Origin of the sequence: Thermocrispum agreste DSM 44070 (assembly GCF_000427905.1) — a bacterium.
GTDB lineage: Bacteria > Actinomycetota > Actinomycetes > Mycobacteriales > Pseudonocardiaceae > Thermocrispum > Thermocrispum agreste.
This window is the reverse complement of record NZ_KE386604.1, coordinates 720,720-736,310: the sequence shown is the minus strand read 5'-3', so window position 1 is coordinate 736,310 and position 15,591 is coordinate 720,720. Positions and strand designations below refer to the sequence as shown.

Here is a 15,591-nt window from a genome sequence, read left to right as displayed (position 1 = left end):
GGTACGACTGATGCCCTGGATGGCAACGGCCGCACGATCCGGCACTCGGCCTGCTCAACCGAGTCCGGCATCCGCCCTGCCCGACAGAACCCCACCCGTCCTGCTCGGCGGAGCCCCACGCGTCCTACTCAATGGAAATCACGCGACTTGGTGCGGATCCGCACGTCGAGGTGCTGCAGTTTGTCGGCCAGCACGCTCACCACACCCGCGCCGCGCGCGGCATGTTCCACCACTCCCCGGACCAGCAGCGCCGGGCTGGAACGAGCGATCGTGGCGTAGCGCGCCCACAACCCCTTGGTGCACACCACGTTGACCATCCCCGTCTCGTCCTCGAGGTTGAGGAACGTGATGCCGTTGGCAGTGGCCGGTCGCTGTCGGTGCGTCACCGCCCCGCCGATCAGCACCCGGGTCCCGTGCGGGATCTCGACCAGCTTGGCCGCAGGCACCGCACCCAGCCTGTCCAGCCTTTCCCGGTGGAACTGGATCGGGAAGCTGTCCGGCGACAACCCGGTGGCCCACACGTCGGCCATCGCAACTTCCACCTTCTCCATCCCGGGCAGCGGCGGCGCTTCCACACCCACGCCGCTGTCCGGCAACTTCTCCGGCCGCTCCTGCGCGACCGCCCCCGCGGACCACAACGCCTTGCGCCGATCGGGCTCCAGCTCGCGGAACGCGCCAGCGGTGGCCAGGGCTTCGATCTTCGGCGTGGTCAGTCGCACCCGCCTGGCCAGATCGGTCATGCTGCGGTACGGCCCGTGCGCCCGGCGTTCGGCGACGATGCGCTCGGCAGGCTCCGTACCGAGCGTGCGCACCGACGACAGCCCCAGCAGCACCGCAGGCTCGCCACCATCGGGGTCCGGGCGCAATGTGGTATGCGCCAGGCTGGCGTTCACGTCCGCCCCCAGCACCGTCACGCCGTGCCGGCGGGCATCGGCCACCAACGACTGCGGCGAGTAGAAGCCCATGGGCTGCGCGCGGAGCAGCGCTGCGCAGAACGCCGCGGGAAAGTAGCACTTCAGGTACGCGCTGGCGAAGACCAAGTACGCGAAGCTCAACGCATGGCTTTCCGGGAAGCCGAAGTTGGCGAACGCGACCAGCTTGGCGAAGATCCGCTCGGCGGTGGGCTGGTCGACACCGTTGGCCGCGGCACCGTCGTAGAAGCGTTGCCGCAACGCCTCCATCCGGCGCACGGATCTCTTCGCGCCGATGGCTCTGCGCAGCTCGTCGGCCTCCGCCGGGTCGAACCCGGCGACGTCGATGGCCAGCTGCATCAACTGTTCCTGGAACAGCGGCACGCCGAGCGTCTTGCGCAGCGCCCTTTCGGTCAGCGGATGGTCGTAGGTGACCTTCTCCACCCCGGCGCGGCGCCGGATGTAGGGGTGCACCGACCCGCCCTGGATCGGCCCCGGCCGGATCAGCGCGACCTCGATGGCGAGGTCCTTGATGGTGCGCGGCTTCAGCCGCGGCAAGGTGGCCAGCTGCGCCCGGCTCTCCACCTGGAAGACACCCACCGCGTCGCCCCGGCACAGCATGTCGTAGACCTTCGGGTCCTCCAGCGGCAACTTGGCCAGGTCGATGTGGATGCCCTGGTAGTCGCGCACCATCTCCACGGCGTACTTGATGGCCGAGAGCATGCCGAGCCCCAGCAGGTCGAACTTCACCAGGCCGACCGCGGCGCAGTCGTCCTTGTCCCACTGCAGCACGCTGCGCCCGGGCATCCGCGCCCACTCCACCGGGCAGATCTCGCTCACCGGTCGGTCCGCCAGCACCATCCCGCCGGAGTGGATGCCGAGGTGGCGCGGAAAGTCACCGAGCTGATTGGCCAGGTCGACGACCTCGTCGGGCACGTCGTTGTCCGCGTTCGCCGCGTGGGTTGTCCACCGGTCGATCTGCTTGCTCCAGGCGTCCTGCTGCCCCGGCGCATACCCCAGCGCCCTGGCCACGTCCCGTACCGCCGACCGGGCCCGGTAGGTGATGACGTTGGCCACCTGGGCGGCCTTCAGCCTGCCGTACTTGCGGTAGACGTACTGGATCACCTCTTCGCGGCGATCGGACTCGATGTCGACGTCGATGTCCGGCGGGCCGTCCCGCTCCGGCGCCAGGAAGCGCTCGAACAGCAGGCCGTGCGCGACCGGGTCGACGTTGGTGATGCCCAGCGCGTAGCACACCGCCGAGTTGGCCGCCGAGCCGCGCCCCTGGCAGAGGATGTCGTTCTCCCGGCAGAACCGCACGATGTCGGCCACGATCAGGAAGTAGCCGGGAAAGTTCAGCTCGGTGATCACCTTGAGTTCGTGCTCGATCTGGGCGTAGGCCTTCGGGTTCTGGTAGCGCGTGCCGTAGCGCGCCACCGCGCCTTCGTAGGTCAGCTGGATCAGCCAGCTCGTCTCGTTGTGGCCGGGCGGCACGTCGAACGGCGGCAGGTCCGGCGCGATGAGCTCGAGATCGAACGCGCACTCCACTCCCAGCAAAGCGGCGCGCTGGACGGCCCCCGGATACCGCGCGAAGCGCGCTTGCATCTCGGCACCGGAGCGCAGGTGGGCCCCCGCCGACGGCGGCAACCATCCGTCCAGCTCGTCGAGGCTGCGCCTGGCCCTGATCGCCGCCAGCGTCGCGGCCAGCCTGCCCCGGGACGGGGTGACGTAATGCGCGCCGGTGGTGGCCACCGTGGGCAGGCCGAACTCCGCGGCCAGCGCCGCCATGGTGTCGTTGTGGGCCGTGTCGGCCGGAAGGCCGTGATCGAACAGCTCCACGTAGACGTTGTCCTTGCCGAACAGGGCAGTCAGCTCCCGCAAGCGCTGCGCCGCCCGCCGGTAGCCTTCGACGCGTGCTTCCCGCGGGGCGTCCGGCGACGGCAGCACCGAGCGCAGCGGGCCTTTCCGGCACCCGGTCAGAACCGCCACCCGCCCGGCGACCCGCTCGGCCACCTCCGGCAGCGAATACCGCGGCCTGCCCTTCTCCGCCAGCCGGTTCTCCGGGTCCTCGTGACCGGCCAGCTGTCCGTCGGTGATCGCCGCGCAAAGCGCGGAATAGCCCTGCGCGTCCCTGGCCAGCAGCACCAGGTGCTCCGCGGCGGGATCGGCGGGCCCGGAGCGGGCCTGCGGCTGCGGCGGGAGCTCACGCTCCTGGCCGGCGGGCCACCGGCCGGCCTGCCCGGCTGGCTCGTCCCGCCTGCCGAAACCGAGCTCGGCTCCGTAGACCGTGCGCACCCCTAGCTCCTTGGCCGCCTGAGCAAAGCGGACCGCGCCGTACATGCCGTCGTGATCGGTCAGCGCGATGGCGTCCAGGCCGAGCCGGGACGCCTCTTCCACCAGCTCCTCCGGGTGGCTGGCACCGTCCAGGAAACTGAAGTTGGAGTGGCAGTGCAGCTCGGCGTACGGCACCCGGGGCCGCGCTCCCGCGTCGTCGTCGAACTGCAGCTCCGCCAGGTCGTCCGGGCGGAAGTAGCCCTCCCGGCGCCGCGTCCATGCCGGGCTGTCTCCACCGTCGCCTGACTGCTGCGTGGGGTGGCCGGAGAGCGTGCGCTCCATCTCCGACCACGGCAGCGGCAAGTTGAACCAGCCCATTACGTGTACTCCCCTTCCACCTGCCAGCGAGGGCTCTGCTGCTCGCGGCAGCGCAACAGCAGCGCTCGGCCGGCCGCAGCGGGCCCTTCCGACACCACCACCTGGATCCGTGCGGCAGGCCCGGCCGCGCGGGGATCCCACCACCGTTCGTCCAGCGGCCACGGCCCCGCCCACGCGGTGACCTCGCGCAACGGCCCACCGTCGACCGCCACCCGGGCAGGCGGTGCGTTCAGCACCCCGCGCTCGGTCATCCGCACCGGCAAACCCCGGCGATCGACCACCGCCGCGCGCACCGGCTCCGGATGCACTGTCGCCGGCGACGGCGCTGGAAGCCTGCCCGGCCAGGTCGGAACTTCCTGCTGCGCGCCCGCACCACGCCGCAGGGTTTCCTCGTCGCCCCTGGCCTCACCCCACGGCACCAGCCGCACCCGCTCGGCCGGGCCCCGCCCGCCGCCCAGCACCGCGGTGACCACGGCTTCCGGCCCGAGCAGCCGCTGCACCTGGACAAGCGCCCGGCCTGCCCGCTCGTCTGCATCGTCGTCCGCCGGGTTGTCCCCAGCTCCACCACGCCACAGGTGCAGTTGCAGCAGGGAGGCCTCGACCACCTCTTCCGGCTCCAGCCGGAGCGTCACCACACCGCTCTGCGGCCGTTGCTCACCCTGCAGCCAGCTGTCGAACTGCCAGCGCACCCTGTCCGCGATGCCGCGTGCGGCCACCGGAACGCCATTGGTGCCGCCGTCCGTCCCGCCGCAGCGCCACACACGGGACAGCTCCTCACCGCTGAGGGTCCGCGCATAGATGCCCAGCCGGGTGCAGGCCAGGTTCCGGCCCGCCAGCTTCGCGTGCAGCTTCCCGGCCATCCGCTCCGCCACGTAGGCGGCCTCCTCCACCGTGCCGACCGGGACGTCGAACGTCTCCTCCACCGCCAGCTCGGCGGGCGGCTTGCGCCGGTCCAGCGGCCGCTCGGACAAGCCGCTGGCCAGCCGATGGGCCAGCATGCCGAGCCTGCCGAACCGCGAACTCACCGTCCGCTCCGGCAGCTCGGCGAACTGCCCCAAGGTGCGCAGCCCCAGCCTGCGCAACAGGTCGACCAGATCGGCGACCAGATCGGCACAGCCGTCGAACTCGGCCAGGACGCTGCCCGGCTGATCGAGCTCGGTCACCGGCAGCGGCGCCAGGAACCTGCGGCTGCCGCCCGGCTCCACCACGCACGACCGGCGAGCCGCCGCCAGCGCGGCGAACAACCCGTCGGCGATCCCGATCTGCACCTCGACCCCCGCCATGGCCGACACGTGGCCCACCAGGCTTTCCACCAGCCGATGCTCGTCGCCGAAGTAGGTCAGCGCCCCGTCCACCGGGGCGGCCACCACCCCGGGACGCACCACGTCCACCCCGACCACCAGCTCTTCCACCGCGGCGGCCACCGGCTCGAACAACCGCGCGTCGCGCGCCGGGTCGACCGCAAGCACCGCCAGCTCCGGACATGACGCCTGCGCCTCCCGCCTGCGCATCCCGCGCCGGACCCCGTTGCGCCGCGCCACCGCAGAGCAAGCCACCACCCGGTTGGCCGCGAACACCGCCGCGGGATGGTGCAGGGGAACACCGGCGGCCACGCACGCGGCCGTCACCGGCCAATCCGGACACCACACCACCACCAGCCGCGCCGCCTGCTGCGCATCCGCCGCGGATCGTTCGCCGGAGCCGGAGCTCCCAGCACCGGCATCCCCGGGAAACGCGCCTTGCGCACCGGCCGCGCCATCCGGACTCGCCGCGGCTTTGCCTCCTCCGGACTGCCCGGCATCCGCATCGCTGGGACGGGTATCCACCGATCGCGCCGCCTCCCGCTCCGGCACCGCCTGGCCTGCCCGCGAAACACGCCACCGCCTCGTCACTCGCTGCCGCATCAGCTCGCCACCTCGAGCCTCCGCGCGTGCTCGCCCGCTTCGACACCACCGCTGGGCCCGGGCAGCAGCACGGTCGTCTCCAGCACCCGGGCCGAGGACTTGCCGCGCCCCTGGATCCGCATGGTGCGGGCCGACAGGTAGCCCCGCCCGAATTCGTCCACTCCGTCCCAGGAGCCGGGCGTGCAGACCAACTCCACGTCCGCCCCAGGCCATCGGCCTTCGGCGACGAGCACGCCGCCCCGGTGCCGCACCCGGGCGGTCAGCCTGCGCGCGGACGCCGCCGCCATGCTCGTCCCGCCCGGCACCACGACGATGTCCACCCCGTCCAGCAACGCCGCAGCCACCCGCACCACGTCCGGACCCGGGCGCGGGACCAGCGCCGTCCTGCACAGCTCGACGCCCAGCTCGGCGGCGGCGGCCAACCCGACGTCCGGAATCCCCACCACGGCGGCCCACGACCCCGCCGCGGTCGCCCTGGCCAGCAGCGCGAGCAACACCGACCGCGCCCCGGTGACCGAAACCGTGCTGCCCCTCCGCAGGCCCCTGAGGGGCAGCACGGCCTCCAGTTCGGGCACCACCGGAAGGAGCTTCCCCGTCGCTGACGCTCCCGCAACGTCAGCTGCCACCTCACTCGCGGTGGTCAACCCCGGCAACGACGCCAGCCGAGCGACCGCATCCACGGTGTCGGCCACCTCTGGCACCGTGGACGTGCGCGCGCCCGACATCCCATCACCTCCCGGAAACCACGACCGGGCGGCAGCTCCCGGTCATCGGCCACCGTGGAGCGACGGTGGCTTCGTTCTCGAACATATGTTCGATAGTGATAGTGAACGCCACCTCCGGGGCACTTGTCAAGCGCACCGTCACCGGCCATTCCATCGAGTCAGCTGGCCGAGGAAAACCACAGGTCGGAGTGGTTGAGAACGCGCCAGGCACCCCTCGCCCGACGAATTCGGCACCAATCGCAGCAACCTGTAACCGACGGCATCCGAAACAAGCGCAGGCCCCTGCTGGCGCAAGGACCGCCGGGCAGGGTGGTCCGCTCGGTTCGTCGGGGCGTGAGAACCGTCGTTCGCCCGGTGGGCCAACGACGGAAGGCAGCCGTGTCACGCCGTCGGCATCGACCGCAGAGCCCGGGCCATCGCAAACCCCGCAGAACGGTAGGACGTGGTGTGGGCGGGAGGGTACCTGGTGCGATGCAGACGCACCGAACCCTCACCGACTCACCGTGCGTCGGCGAGCAATTCGCGGCCCACGGCGACGACCAGCTTCTTCAGTCGCTCGGCAGGCACGGCGACATCCTCCGATTCTCCGAGCAGTCCGCTGAAGAAGGTCTTGTCGGAGCCAGCCAGCTGCACCGCGACGACCGTCCGTCCACGGCGGGCCACGAGTTCGGCGTTCCCGTCGACGGCGCGCACGAACGCCTCGTCACCCACATCGCTCAGCTCGCTCATGCCACCCCGCCCGGCCGTCAGCTCGACGACCGCTTCCTGCGCGGCGGGCTTGGCGTGATAACGGTCGACCTCCACGCTCAGCTGCCGCTTACGAACATGCTCGTCCGGCCCGGCGACCCAGCGACAGGAGACACCCTCCACGCCGTCACGCATGTGCAACGGACCGCTCTGCCAGCTCGGCGTACCGGCTTCGGCGAGCAGCTCGGCGGACACCGTGCACTCCTCGGGCACCGGATCCGCCAGCGGTGCAACACCGACCGAGCTGTAGAAGACCAGCGCAAGATATCCGCCAACCAGCGCCACCGCACCGAGCACGACACCGATCAGCACGAACGGCCAGCGCGGCCGAGGAGGCCGCGGCCGACGGGGTGGACCAGCCGTCGGCGGGCGCCGGTAAGCGGCCGTAGGCGGCGGTTGCCGATACGCAGCCGGAGACGACGGACGTCCTGGGCCGGACGCCGCCTGCCACGTCGGACCCTGCGCGGTCATGCGGGGAAACTTACCCCAGATTCGCGGTGCTCACCGGTGATCACTCACCCGCTGTCTGCGTCGTTCCCGCCGCTCGTACCTGGCCCGCGCGATCCGACACGCCTCGCCGAGCAGTTCCCGCACCGCCGCCTCGGTGCGCGGGCCCGGATTGACCACGGCCAGCCATCCGAGCGACCCGTAGACCGGGTGCGCGAAGATCACGTCGAACCGACTCACGTCCACCTTCTCCACCGCGGCCTCGCGGGGCGAGCGACCGGTCCAGCGCTCGAAGGCCTCCCGCCCTGCGAACACGTTCACCCGGAACACGCCGGAACGATCCAGCCGTGAGTCCTCGTCCCCCGGGTAATCCTTCGTCACGACCGTCGCGAACGGCTGCCCTTTCGCCGGTGGCACCCCGTCCGGTGCGTAGTAGAAGAAGGCGTCCCCCCCCCCAGCTGATCTCCGGAGAGCCATCACCAGGGCCAGGCAGCACAGTCAGCACACCGGGAAACCCCGCAACCAGCTCGATGATCTCGTCTTTGTCCATGCATGAAGCGTTTCATTGAAGTGCTTATGGCGACTTTCGTCGATAATCGCCCTGGTCAGGAGCTCCCGACTCGAAAGTGGGGGTTGTGCGAACGGTCGACGTGGCGCGCCGCAGCGGGTACTCCGTCCAGCAGATTCGCCTGCTGGAACAGGGCGGAGTGATCCCGCCAGCGGAACGCACGCCGGCCGGCCACCGCATCTACCAGGACAGGCACATCCACGCCGCGCGGGCCTACCGCGGATTCGCTGCCGGAATGGGGCCGACGGAAGCCAAGGAGGTGCTGCGCGCGGTCAACGCGGGCGACATCTCCGGTGCCCTGGCACGACTGGACGCGGCGCACGCCGACTTGGACCGCCAGCGCCGGCAGCTCGCCATGGCCAAACAAGCCGCCGAAACGATCACCCTCGAACCGATCACGGACGTTCGTCCCTCGGACGCCATGACGATTTCCGAGCTGGCCGAAGCGCTCGGCGTGCGCCCGTCGACCCTGCGGCACTGGGACGCGGAAGGCCTGGTCGTTCCCAGCCGCGACCCGGGCACCAAGGTCCGGCGCTACACACCGGCCCAGGTGCGCGATGCACGCATCGTCCATCAGCTACGGCGAGCGGGATATCCGATCACGCTGCTCGCTGAGGTGATGCCGCAGCTTCGCAGGCAGCACGAGCTCGACGACATACACCGGATGCTTGCCGCGCGCGACGAAACCCTCGACGCACGCTCGAAAGCGATGCTGGCAGGCACCGCCGCACTGGCCGCGCTGCTCGGCGACGACCGAACCGAAAGCCCGGCCGGCACGCTCGACGAGGTCAGTGGGCGAAGTGCCGGACCCCGGTGAAGTACATCGTCACGTTCGCCGCTTCCGCCGCGGCGATCACTTCGGCATCCCGCACCGAGCCGCCCGGCTGCACCACGGCCCGCACGCCACCCTTTGCGAGCACTTCCAGACCGTCCGGGAACGGGAAGAAGGCGTCCGAGGCGGCGACCGCCCCGACGGCACGGTCACCGGCACGCTGCACCGCGAGCCGACAGGAGTCGACCCGGTTGACCTGACCCATGCCGACACCGACGCTCGCCCCGTCGTGCGCCAGCAGGATGGCGTTGGACTTCACCGACCGCACCGCCCGCCAGGCGAACTCCAGGTCGGCCAGCGTGGTGGCGTCCGCGGCCGGCCCGCACACCAGCTGCCAGTTCGCCGGGTCGTCGCCCTCGGCGTCCACCGCGTCGCGCGACTGCAGCAACAGGCCGCCGGACACCGCGCGCATCTCGGCTCCGGTGCGCTCCGGCGGCGGACAGACCAGGATGCGCACGTTCTTCTTGCGCTGCAGCACCTCGACCGCGCCGTCTTCGTACGACGGGGCCACGATGACCTCGGTGAAGATCTCGGCGACCTGCTCGGCCATGGCCACCGACACCTCGGTGTTCGCCGCGATCACCCCGCCGAACGCCGACAGCGGATCGCACGCGTGCGCCTTGCGGTGGGCTTCCGCGACGTCCGCGCCGACCGCGATGCCGCACGGGTTGGCGTGCTTGATGATCGCCACCGCCGGCCGCTCGTGGTCGTAGGCGGCCCGCAGGGCCGCGTCGGCGTCGACGTAGTTGTTGTACGACATCTCCTTGCCGTGCAGCTGCTGTGCAGCCGCCAGGCCGGAGCGGCCCGAGACGTACAACGCCGCCTGCTGGTGCGGGTTCTCGCCGTACCGCAGCATGTTGGCCCGCCGCCAGGTAGCTCCCACCCACGTGGGAAACGCGGTGTCCGGCTCGGGTGCCACGACGCTGTTCAAGTAGGAGGCGACCGCCACGTCGTAGCTCGCCGTGTGCGCAAAAGCCTGCGCAGCGAGCTGCTGCCGCTCGGCCAGCGTGAACCCGCCCGCGGCGACCCGGTCCAGCACCCACTCGTAGCGAGCGGGATCCACCACCACGGCCACGCTCGGGTGGTTCTTGGCCGCCGCGCGCACCATCGCCGGTCCGCCGATGTCGATCTGCTCGACGCACTCGGCCGGCGCGGCACCCGAAGCCACCGTCTGCTCGAACGGGTACAGATTCACCACCAGCAGGTCGAACGGTGCGATGCCGAGCTCGTCGAGCTGCCGGACGTGCGCGGGTTTGCGCATGTCCGCCAGCAGCCCGGCGTGCACGTGCGGATGCAGCGTCTTGACCCGGCCGTCGAGCGATTCGGGGAACCCGGTCAGCTGCTCCACCGGGACGACCGGCACGCCGGCCTCCGCGATGGCCTTGGCCGTGCCGCCGGTCGACACGATCTCCACGCCCGCCTCGTGCAGGCCGGTGGCCAGCCGGGCCAGCCCGGTCTTGTCCGACACCCCGATGAGGGCGCGCTTCACCGGACGCGTACCAGTCATGGAATCTCGACCCTCCCGTCGACGATGGTGCAGCCGCGCCGGATCAACGTGCTGACCACGTCGACCAGCAGCCTCCGCTCGATGACCTTGATCCGCTCGTGCAAGCTCTCCTCGTCGTCGGTGGGCAGCACCTCCACCGAACGACGCGCGATGATCGGCCCGGTGTCCATCCCGGCGTCGACGAAATGCACCGTCGTACCGGTCACCTTGACCCCCGCGGCCAGCGCGTCACGGACCGCGTGCATACCGGGGAACGACGGCAGCAACGCCGGATGGCTGTTGATCACACGCGCGCTGAACCGCGCCAGGAAACGCGGGCCGAGCAGCTTCATGAAACCGGCGGAGACCACCAGATCCGGACGGTACGCCGTGACGGCGTCGGTCAGCGCCGCGTCCCACTCGGCCCGGTCGGCGTGGTCGGCGAGCCGGACCACGAAGTCCGGCACCCCGGCATCGCGCGCTCGCTGCAACGCCATGGCCTTCGACCGGTCGGACCCCACCGCCACCACGTCGGCCGGGTAGTCCGGTGACGCCGCAGCATCCAGCAAAGTCTGCAACAGCGTGCCCGATCCGGAGGCCAGGACCACCAGCCGAGCCGGGTTCGGGAGCGTGACCCGCACCCCGTCCGTGGCGGCTGCTGCGGGGGATTCCGACTCGCTATGCACCTACGGGCCTCGTTCTCACCGGGATGACGACACCAGCAACCCTAGAAGACGTCACGGCTGCGCGTCTTCTTCGGGATCGTCACCTGTGGGCTTGCTCTCCGCTGGCTTGCCCGCACTCGCCTGCGCCTCGTTGGCGTCCTTCGGCTCTGGTGGCTCGTCATCCGCCTGCCGATCATCTGCCTGCTGCTGGTCCGCTGGGGGCTGTCCGGGCTGATGCTCGGCCGCCTCGCGGTCCTCCTGCTGCTTTTCGGGTTGCTCCTGGTCCACGGCCGCTGCTTGCTCTGCCTCGCCGTCCACCGTCGGCTGATCCGCGTGCTCGCCCGCGGTTTCCGGCGACGATGTCCCGGCGCCGGCTCTCTTCCGCCGTTCGACCTTCGGCGGGCGCTCGCCGGCGAAATGCGCGACGAGCCCCGCCGGAATGACGATCCAGCAGAACGCGGCCGCCGACACCGCGGCCAGATCCAGCGCCAATCCGCCCCTGGCGCCGATCCGGCCGCTCGCCAGCGCACCGAGCACGACCATGCCGAACCCGACGACCGCACCAGCGACGACGACCGACCGGGCCCGGTGCAGCGGGCTCGGGGAGGACGTCCGCAGCCGCATGCCGACGGCCATGCCCACGCCGAGCGGCAACACCACCAGGGCGCGCCACCAGGAGGCCGGTTGTTCGGGAAGCGCGGCCAGCAAGGGCACCGCGGGCATGTCGGCCGCCGTGTACGAGTAGAGGCTCAGCCGCAGGTCACCGAACGCGAATCCCGGCCCGACCACGAATCCGACCGATGCCAGCACGGCGTTCGGCACGTAGGCCAGGCACAGCAGCAGCATGCCGAGACCGCTGCCGAAACCGGGCGCGCCCGCGGCGAACAGTCCTTGCGCCTGCGGAGCGGACAACACCGATGCGACCGTGAAAACGACGCTTCCCACCGTCAGCAGCCCGACGAGCCCCAGCATCCCGGCGCGAATGCCCGCGGTGGCCGCCGGAACGAGGTACGGCCGCACGGCGGCCGCGAGCCCGCAGGGCCGGATCAGGCCGATCGTCGCCGCTGCCGCCGCGATGAGACCGGGAATGAAGAAGGACTCCAGCGGGTCCGCGGACAACCGGGCTCCGTAGGAAGCGATGGCGATGCTCACCCCGGCGATCGCATGCGCCGCCGCGATGGTCCCGACGATCACGGCGGCCCGATGCGTCCTGCGTCCGCCCAGCCGTTCCGCCGCGCCCGCCGCCGCCCGCGCCACGAGAACGCCGACCAGCACGGTCAACCCCATCGGCAGCATCGCCAAGGATCTGCCGTTCAACGTCAACGGCACCTGGTGCGCACCGAGCCAGCCCGGCGCGGCGGCGAGCAGGATCTGTTCCGGCTGGAACGACGCCTGGGTGGCCAGTGCGGCGACCACCGCGAGCAGCGCGGCCACGGCCGCGTACCCTGCCGCCAGCGGCAAGATCGCCGCCGCCAGCAGCACGCGGATGCGCTCCGTCCTGGCGCCGCGGGCGATTGTCTGCCTCACCATCGTGACTGCAGCTTGACATCCGGATTAGCCCGTCCGGGGGTAGGCGCGCCGCGATGTGTCGACACCCACCCGGCTGAGGAACCGGCGGGCGGCAGCACAACGGCCGGCATTCCGCCCGGAACGCCGGCCGTGGACGTGCGTCGTGCGGTCAGCTCTGCGGGGGCTGCGAGAACTGCCCCTGGTGACCGGTGTAGGTGGTGGGCTGCTGCGCCTGCTGCTGGCCACCCGGCTGGCCGAACTGCTGGTGTTGCTGCGGCTGCTGCGGGCCGAAACCCCCGGGCTGGCCGAAACCGGGCTGGCCGAAACCGGGCTGGCCACCCGCCGGGAGCTTGATGATCTGCTCGCCGAACAGGTAGGCGGCGACCGCCACCAGCGTCTGCAGGATGCCGAAGATCAGCACCAGCACGCCGCCCGCCTGCATCTCGCCAGTGATCTCGAAGACCGTGAAAAGGAAGCCGAACGTGGCCGTCAGGGAGACCGCCGCAGGCCACGCCCCGGTCTTGGCGTCGCCGGGAAGAATGCCGATCAACGCGGCCAGGCCGGCAAGTAGGTAGAGCCCCGGCACCCAGCCCAAGCTGTACTCGTAGAAGCTCCTGTCACCCCCGAGGTTGATGAACCCGAAGAACAGCACCAGCAGGCCGAGGAAGGCCACGACGAGGTTGAGGATCATCCCGATGTCGATCTTCTTGCCTGCCATGTGCTGTTGCTGCTGTGGGTAGAACTGGCCGCCCTGCTGCTGTTGCTGCGGCCCCTGCGCAGGGAACCCACCGCTCGGGAAGTTCATCCGTCTCTCCTGTTGTGTCTGGGGATCTCGGGCCGACACCACGCGCCGCGTGGACCTGGCACGTCGTGCGCGGACACTAGCCGACTTCGCCGCTCCGACGTGCGCCGAGGCGCGTCGGTTTCACTGCGTTCGCCGGACGCCTTGGCGAAGAATACGCCGAAGGGCGTTCCCGCCACCCACACGGTGGCCGAAACGCCCTTCGATCAGGCGATCTTGAACCGACGCCTGGCGGTTCAGAGCGCCTTGTACAGTTCGCGCGCGATTTCCGCGGTCTCGCTGGGGGTCTTGCCGACCCGCACGCCCGCGGCCTCCAAGGCCTCCTTCTTGGCCGCCGCGGTACCGGACGATCCGGAGACGATCGCGCCCGCATGGCCCATCGTCTTGCCCTCCGGGGCAGTGAAGCCAGCGACGTAGCCGACCACCGGCTTGGTCACGTTGGCCTTGATGAACTCCGCGGCCCGCTCCTCGGCGTCCCCGCCGATCTCGCCGATCATCACGATGAGCGAGGTCTCCGGGTCCTGCTCGAAGGCCTCCAGCGCGTCGATGTGCGTGGTGCCGATGACCGGGTCACCGCCGATGCCCACCGCGGTGCTGATGCCGATGTCCCGCAGCTCGTACATCAGCTGGTAGGTCAGCGTCCCCGACTTGGACACCAGGCCGATCTTGCCGGGACCGGTGATGTCGGCGGGGATGATGCCCGCGTTGGACTTGCCGGGGCTGATCACGCCCGGGCAGTTCGGCCCGATGATGCGGGTCTTGTTGCCCTTCGCCTTGGCGTGCGCCCAGAAGTACGCCGAGTCGTGCACCGGGATGCCTTCGGTGATCACCACGGCCAGTTCGATCTCGGCGTCGATCGCCTCGATCACCGCGTCCTTGGCGAACTTCGGCGGCACGAACAGCACCGACACGTTCGCGCCGGTTTCCGCCATGGCCTCCTTGACCGTGCCGTACACGGTGAGCGTCTTGCCGCCGATCTCGACCTGCTGGCCCGCCTTGCGGGCGTTGACGCCGCCGACGACGTTCGCACCGGAGGCCAGCATGCGGGCGGTGTGCTTGGTGCCCTCCGAGCCCGTCATGCCCTGGACGATGATCTTGGAGTTCTCGTTGAGGAAGATAGCCATCGCTGTCAGACCCCCGCGTTCGCGAGCTCGGCGGCTTTGTCGGCCGCTTCGTCCATCGTGTCCACCCGCTGCACGCCGGGCAGCTTCGCCTCGTCGAGGATCCGGCGGCCCTCGTCGGCGTTGTTGCCGTCCAGCCGCACGACCAGCGGTTTGTCGATCGTCTCGCCGCGCTCCTCGAGCAGCTTGAAGGCCTGCACGATCCCGTTGGCCACCGCGTCGCACGCGGTGATGCCGCCGAAGACGTTGACGAAAACGCTCTTGACGTCGGGGTCGCTCAGGATGACCTCGAGGCCCGCCGCCATCACGTCCGCGGAGGCGCCGCCGCCGATGTCGAGGAAGTTCGCCGGCTTCACCCCGCCGTGCTTCTCCCCGGCGTAGGCGACCACGTCCAGCGTGGACATGACCAGGCCCGCGCCGTTGCCGATGATGCCGACCTGCCCGTCCAGCTTGACGTAGTTGAGGCCCTTGGCCTTCGCCTTGGCCTCGAGCGGATCCTCGGCCTGGACGTCCACCAGCTCGGCGTGCCCCGGCTGCCGGAACGCGGCGTTGTCGTCCAGCGTCACCTTGCCGTCCAGCGCGATGATCCTGTCCTGCGGGTCGCGCACCATCGGGTTGACCTCGACCAGCGTGGCGTCCTCGGCCACGAAGGTCTCCCACAGCTTGACGATGACTTCCGCCGCGGCGTCCCGGATCGCCTCCGGGTAGTTGGCCGCGGCCGCGATCTCCCGCGCCTTGGCCAGGTCGACCCCGGAGAGCGGGTCGATCGGGATCTTGGCCACCGCTTCCGGCTTCTCCTTGGCGACCTGCTCGATCTCCACGCCGCCTTCCGCGGAGGCGATGCACAAGAACGATCGGTTGGCGCGGTCCAGCAGGAAGGAGAAGTAGTACTCCTCCGCGATGTCGGAGGCCTGCGCGACCAGAACCTTCCGGGTGATGTGGCCCTTGATGTCCATCCCGAGGATGGCTTCGGCCTTCTCACGGGCTTCGTCCGGGGTGTCGGCCAGCTTCACGCCACCGGCCTTACCCCGCCCGCCGGTCTTCACCTGGGCCTTGACCACCACCTGGCCGCCGATCTTCTCGGCCGCAGCGCGTGCTTCTTCCGGGGTAGCTGCCACGGATCCCGGCAGCACCGGGACGCCGTGGGCGGCGAAGACATTCCTCGCCTGGTACTCGTAGAGGTCCACCGTGGAGCATCTCCTGACGACACGTCGTTGTGGAA

At 70.5% G+C, this 15,591-nt stretch carries 12 protein-coding genes; 1 reads left to right on the top strand and 11 read right to left on the bottom strand.

Going from position 1 to position 15,591, the window contains the following annotated elements; all coding sequences use genetic code 11:
* Positions 1 to 128 precede the first annotated feature (128 nt).
* The 5 genes from YWY_RS0118245 to YWY_RS22765 all read right to left on the bottom strand — a co-directional run bounded on the left by YWY_RS0118245 (position 129) and on the right by YWY_RS22765 (position 7,863).
* A complete protein-coding gene (locus tag YWY_RS0118245) occupies positions 129 to 3,563 on the bottom strand; it encodes an error-prone DNA polymerase (RefSeq protein WP_028848795.1) in 3,435 nt (1,144 codons plus the stop codon).
* Positions 3,563 to 5,467: a DNA polymerase Y family protein gene (locus YWY_RS0118240; RefSeq protein ID WP_084609350.1), complete on the bottom strand. Its 1,905-nt coding sequence runs from the start codon at positions 5,465 to 5,467 to the stop codon at positions 3,563 to 3,565. Before YWY_RS0118240 ends, YWY_RS0118245 begins: the two co-directional genes overlap by 1 nt.
* On the bottom strand, positions 5,467 to 6,159 hold the full coding sequence (locus tag YWY_RS22770; RefSeq protein ID WP_156899350.1) for a hypothetical protein: 693 nt from the start codon (positions 6,157 to 6,159) through the stop codon (positions 5,467 to 5,469). Before YWY_RS22770 ends, YWY_RS0118240 begins: the two co-directional genes overlap by 1 nt.
* Before the next feature lie 531 nt (positions 6,160 to 6,690).
* Positions 6,691 to 7,251, bottom strand: a complete 561-nt coding sequence (locus YWY_RS0118230) for a hypothetical protein (RefSeq protein ID WP_028848793.1) — start codon at positions 7,249 to 7,251, stop codon at positions 6,691 to 6,693.
* A 189-nt stretch (positions 7,252 to 7,440) separates the two neighbouring features.
* Positions 7,441 to 7,863 carry a DUF6194 family protein gene (locus tag YWY_RS22765; protein ID WP_245566749.1) on the bottom strand — a complete coding sequence of 141 codons (423 nt, stop codon included), beginning with the start codon at positions 7,861 to 7,863 and terminating at the stop codon, positions 7,441 to 7,443.
* 158 nt (positions 7,864 to 8,021) lie between these two features.
* On the opposite strand from YWY_RS22765, the gene YWY_RS22760 reads away from it, so the two are divergent.
* The gene (locus YWY_RS22760) at positions 8,022 to 8,771 is read left to right on the top strand and encodes a MerR family transcriptional regulator (protein ID WP_051310452.1); all 750 of its coding nucleotides are present in this window, start codon (positions 8,022 to 8,024) and stop codon (positions 8,769 to 8,771) included.
* Here YWY_RS22760 and purH read toward each other — a convergent pair.
* From purH to sucC, 6 genes are all read right to left on the bottom strand, one after another.
* Positions 8,743 to 10,293 carry a bifunctional phosphoribosylaminoimidazolecarboxamide formyltransferase/IMP cyclohydrolase gene (gene purH / locus YWY_RS0118215; RefSeq protein WP_028848792.1) on the bottom strand — a complete coding sequence of 517 codons (1,551 nt, stop codon included), beginning with the start codon at positions 10,291 to 10,293 and terminating at the stop codon, positions 8,743 to 8,745. The two genes, YWY_RS22760 and purH, sit on opposite strands and share 29 nt — an antisense overlap.
* Positions 10,290 to 10,958, bottom strand: a complete 669-nt coding sequence (gene purN, locus YWY_RS0118210) for a phosphoribosylglycinamide formyltransferase (RefSeq protein WP_245566719.1) — start codon at positions 10,956 to 10,958, stop codon at positions 10,290 to 10,292. Before purN ends, purH begins: the two co-directional genes overlap by 4 nt.
* 51 nt (positions 10,959 to 11,009) lie before the next feature.
* Positions 11,010 to 12,467, bottom strand: a complete 1,458-nt coding sequence (locus YWY_RS22755) for a cell division protein PerM (RefSeq protein ID WP_051310404.1) — start codon at positions 12,465 to 12,467, stop codon at positions 11,010 to 11,012.
* Positions 12,468 to 12,615: 148 nt separating this feature from the next.
* Positions 12,616 to 13,251, bottom strand: a complete 636-nt coding sequence (locus YWY_RS22750; RefSeq protein ID WP_084609349.1) for a DUF5336 domain-containing protein — start codon at positions 13,249 to 13,251, stop codon at positions 12,616 to 12,618.
* A gap of 233 nt (positions 13,252 to 13,484) precedes the next feature.
* Positions 13,485 to 14,372 carry a succinate--CoA ligase subunit alpha gene (gene sucD / locus YWY_RS0118195; RefSeq protein WP_028848790.1) on the bottom strand — a complete coding sequence of 296 codons (888 nt, stop codon included), beginning with the start codon at positions 14,370 to 14,372 and terminating at the stop codon, positions 13,485 to 13,487.
* A 5-nt stretch (positions 14,373 to 14,377) separates the two neighbouring features.
* Entirely contained in the window at positions 14,378 to 15,556 is a 1,179-nt protein-coding gene (sucC, locus tag YWY_RS0118190; protein WP_028848789.1) for an ADP-forming succinate--CoA ligase subunit beta, read from the bottom strand.
* Between the last annotated feature and the right edge of the window lie 35 nt (positions 15,557 to 15,591).

Bases quoted from the DNA above. Each gene is read 5' to 3' on its own strand.
- YWY_RS0118245 (WP_028848795.1), bottom strand. From the start codon at position 3,563: ATGGGCTGGTTCAACTTGCCGCTGCCGTGGTCGGAGATGGAGCGCACG.
- YWY_RS0118240 (WP_084609350.1), bottom strand. From the start codon at position 5,467: ATGCGGCAGCGAGTGACGAGGCGGTGGCGTGTTTCGCGGGCAGGCCAG.
- YWY_RS22765 (WP_245566749.1), bottom strand. From the start codon at position 7,863: ATGGCTCTCCGGAGATCAGCTGGGGGGGGGGACGCCTTCTTCTACTAC.
- purH (WP_028848792.1), bottom strand. From the start codon at position 10,293: ATGACTGGTACGCGTCCGGTGAAGCGCGCCCTCATCGGGGTGTCGGAC.
- YWY_RS22755 (WP_051310404.1), bottom strand. From the start codon at position 12,467: ATGGTGAGGCAGACAATCGCCCGCGGCGCCAGGACGGAGCGCATCCGC.
- YWY_RS22750 (WP_084609349.1), bottom strand. From the start codon at position 13,251: ATGAACTTCCCGAGCGGTGGGTTCCCTGCGCAGGGGCCGCAGCAACAG.
- sucD (WP_028848790.1), bottom strand. From the start codon at position 14,372: ATGGCTATCTTCCTCAACGAGAACTCCAAGATCATCGTCCAGGGCATG.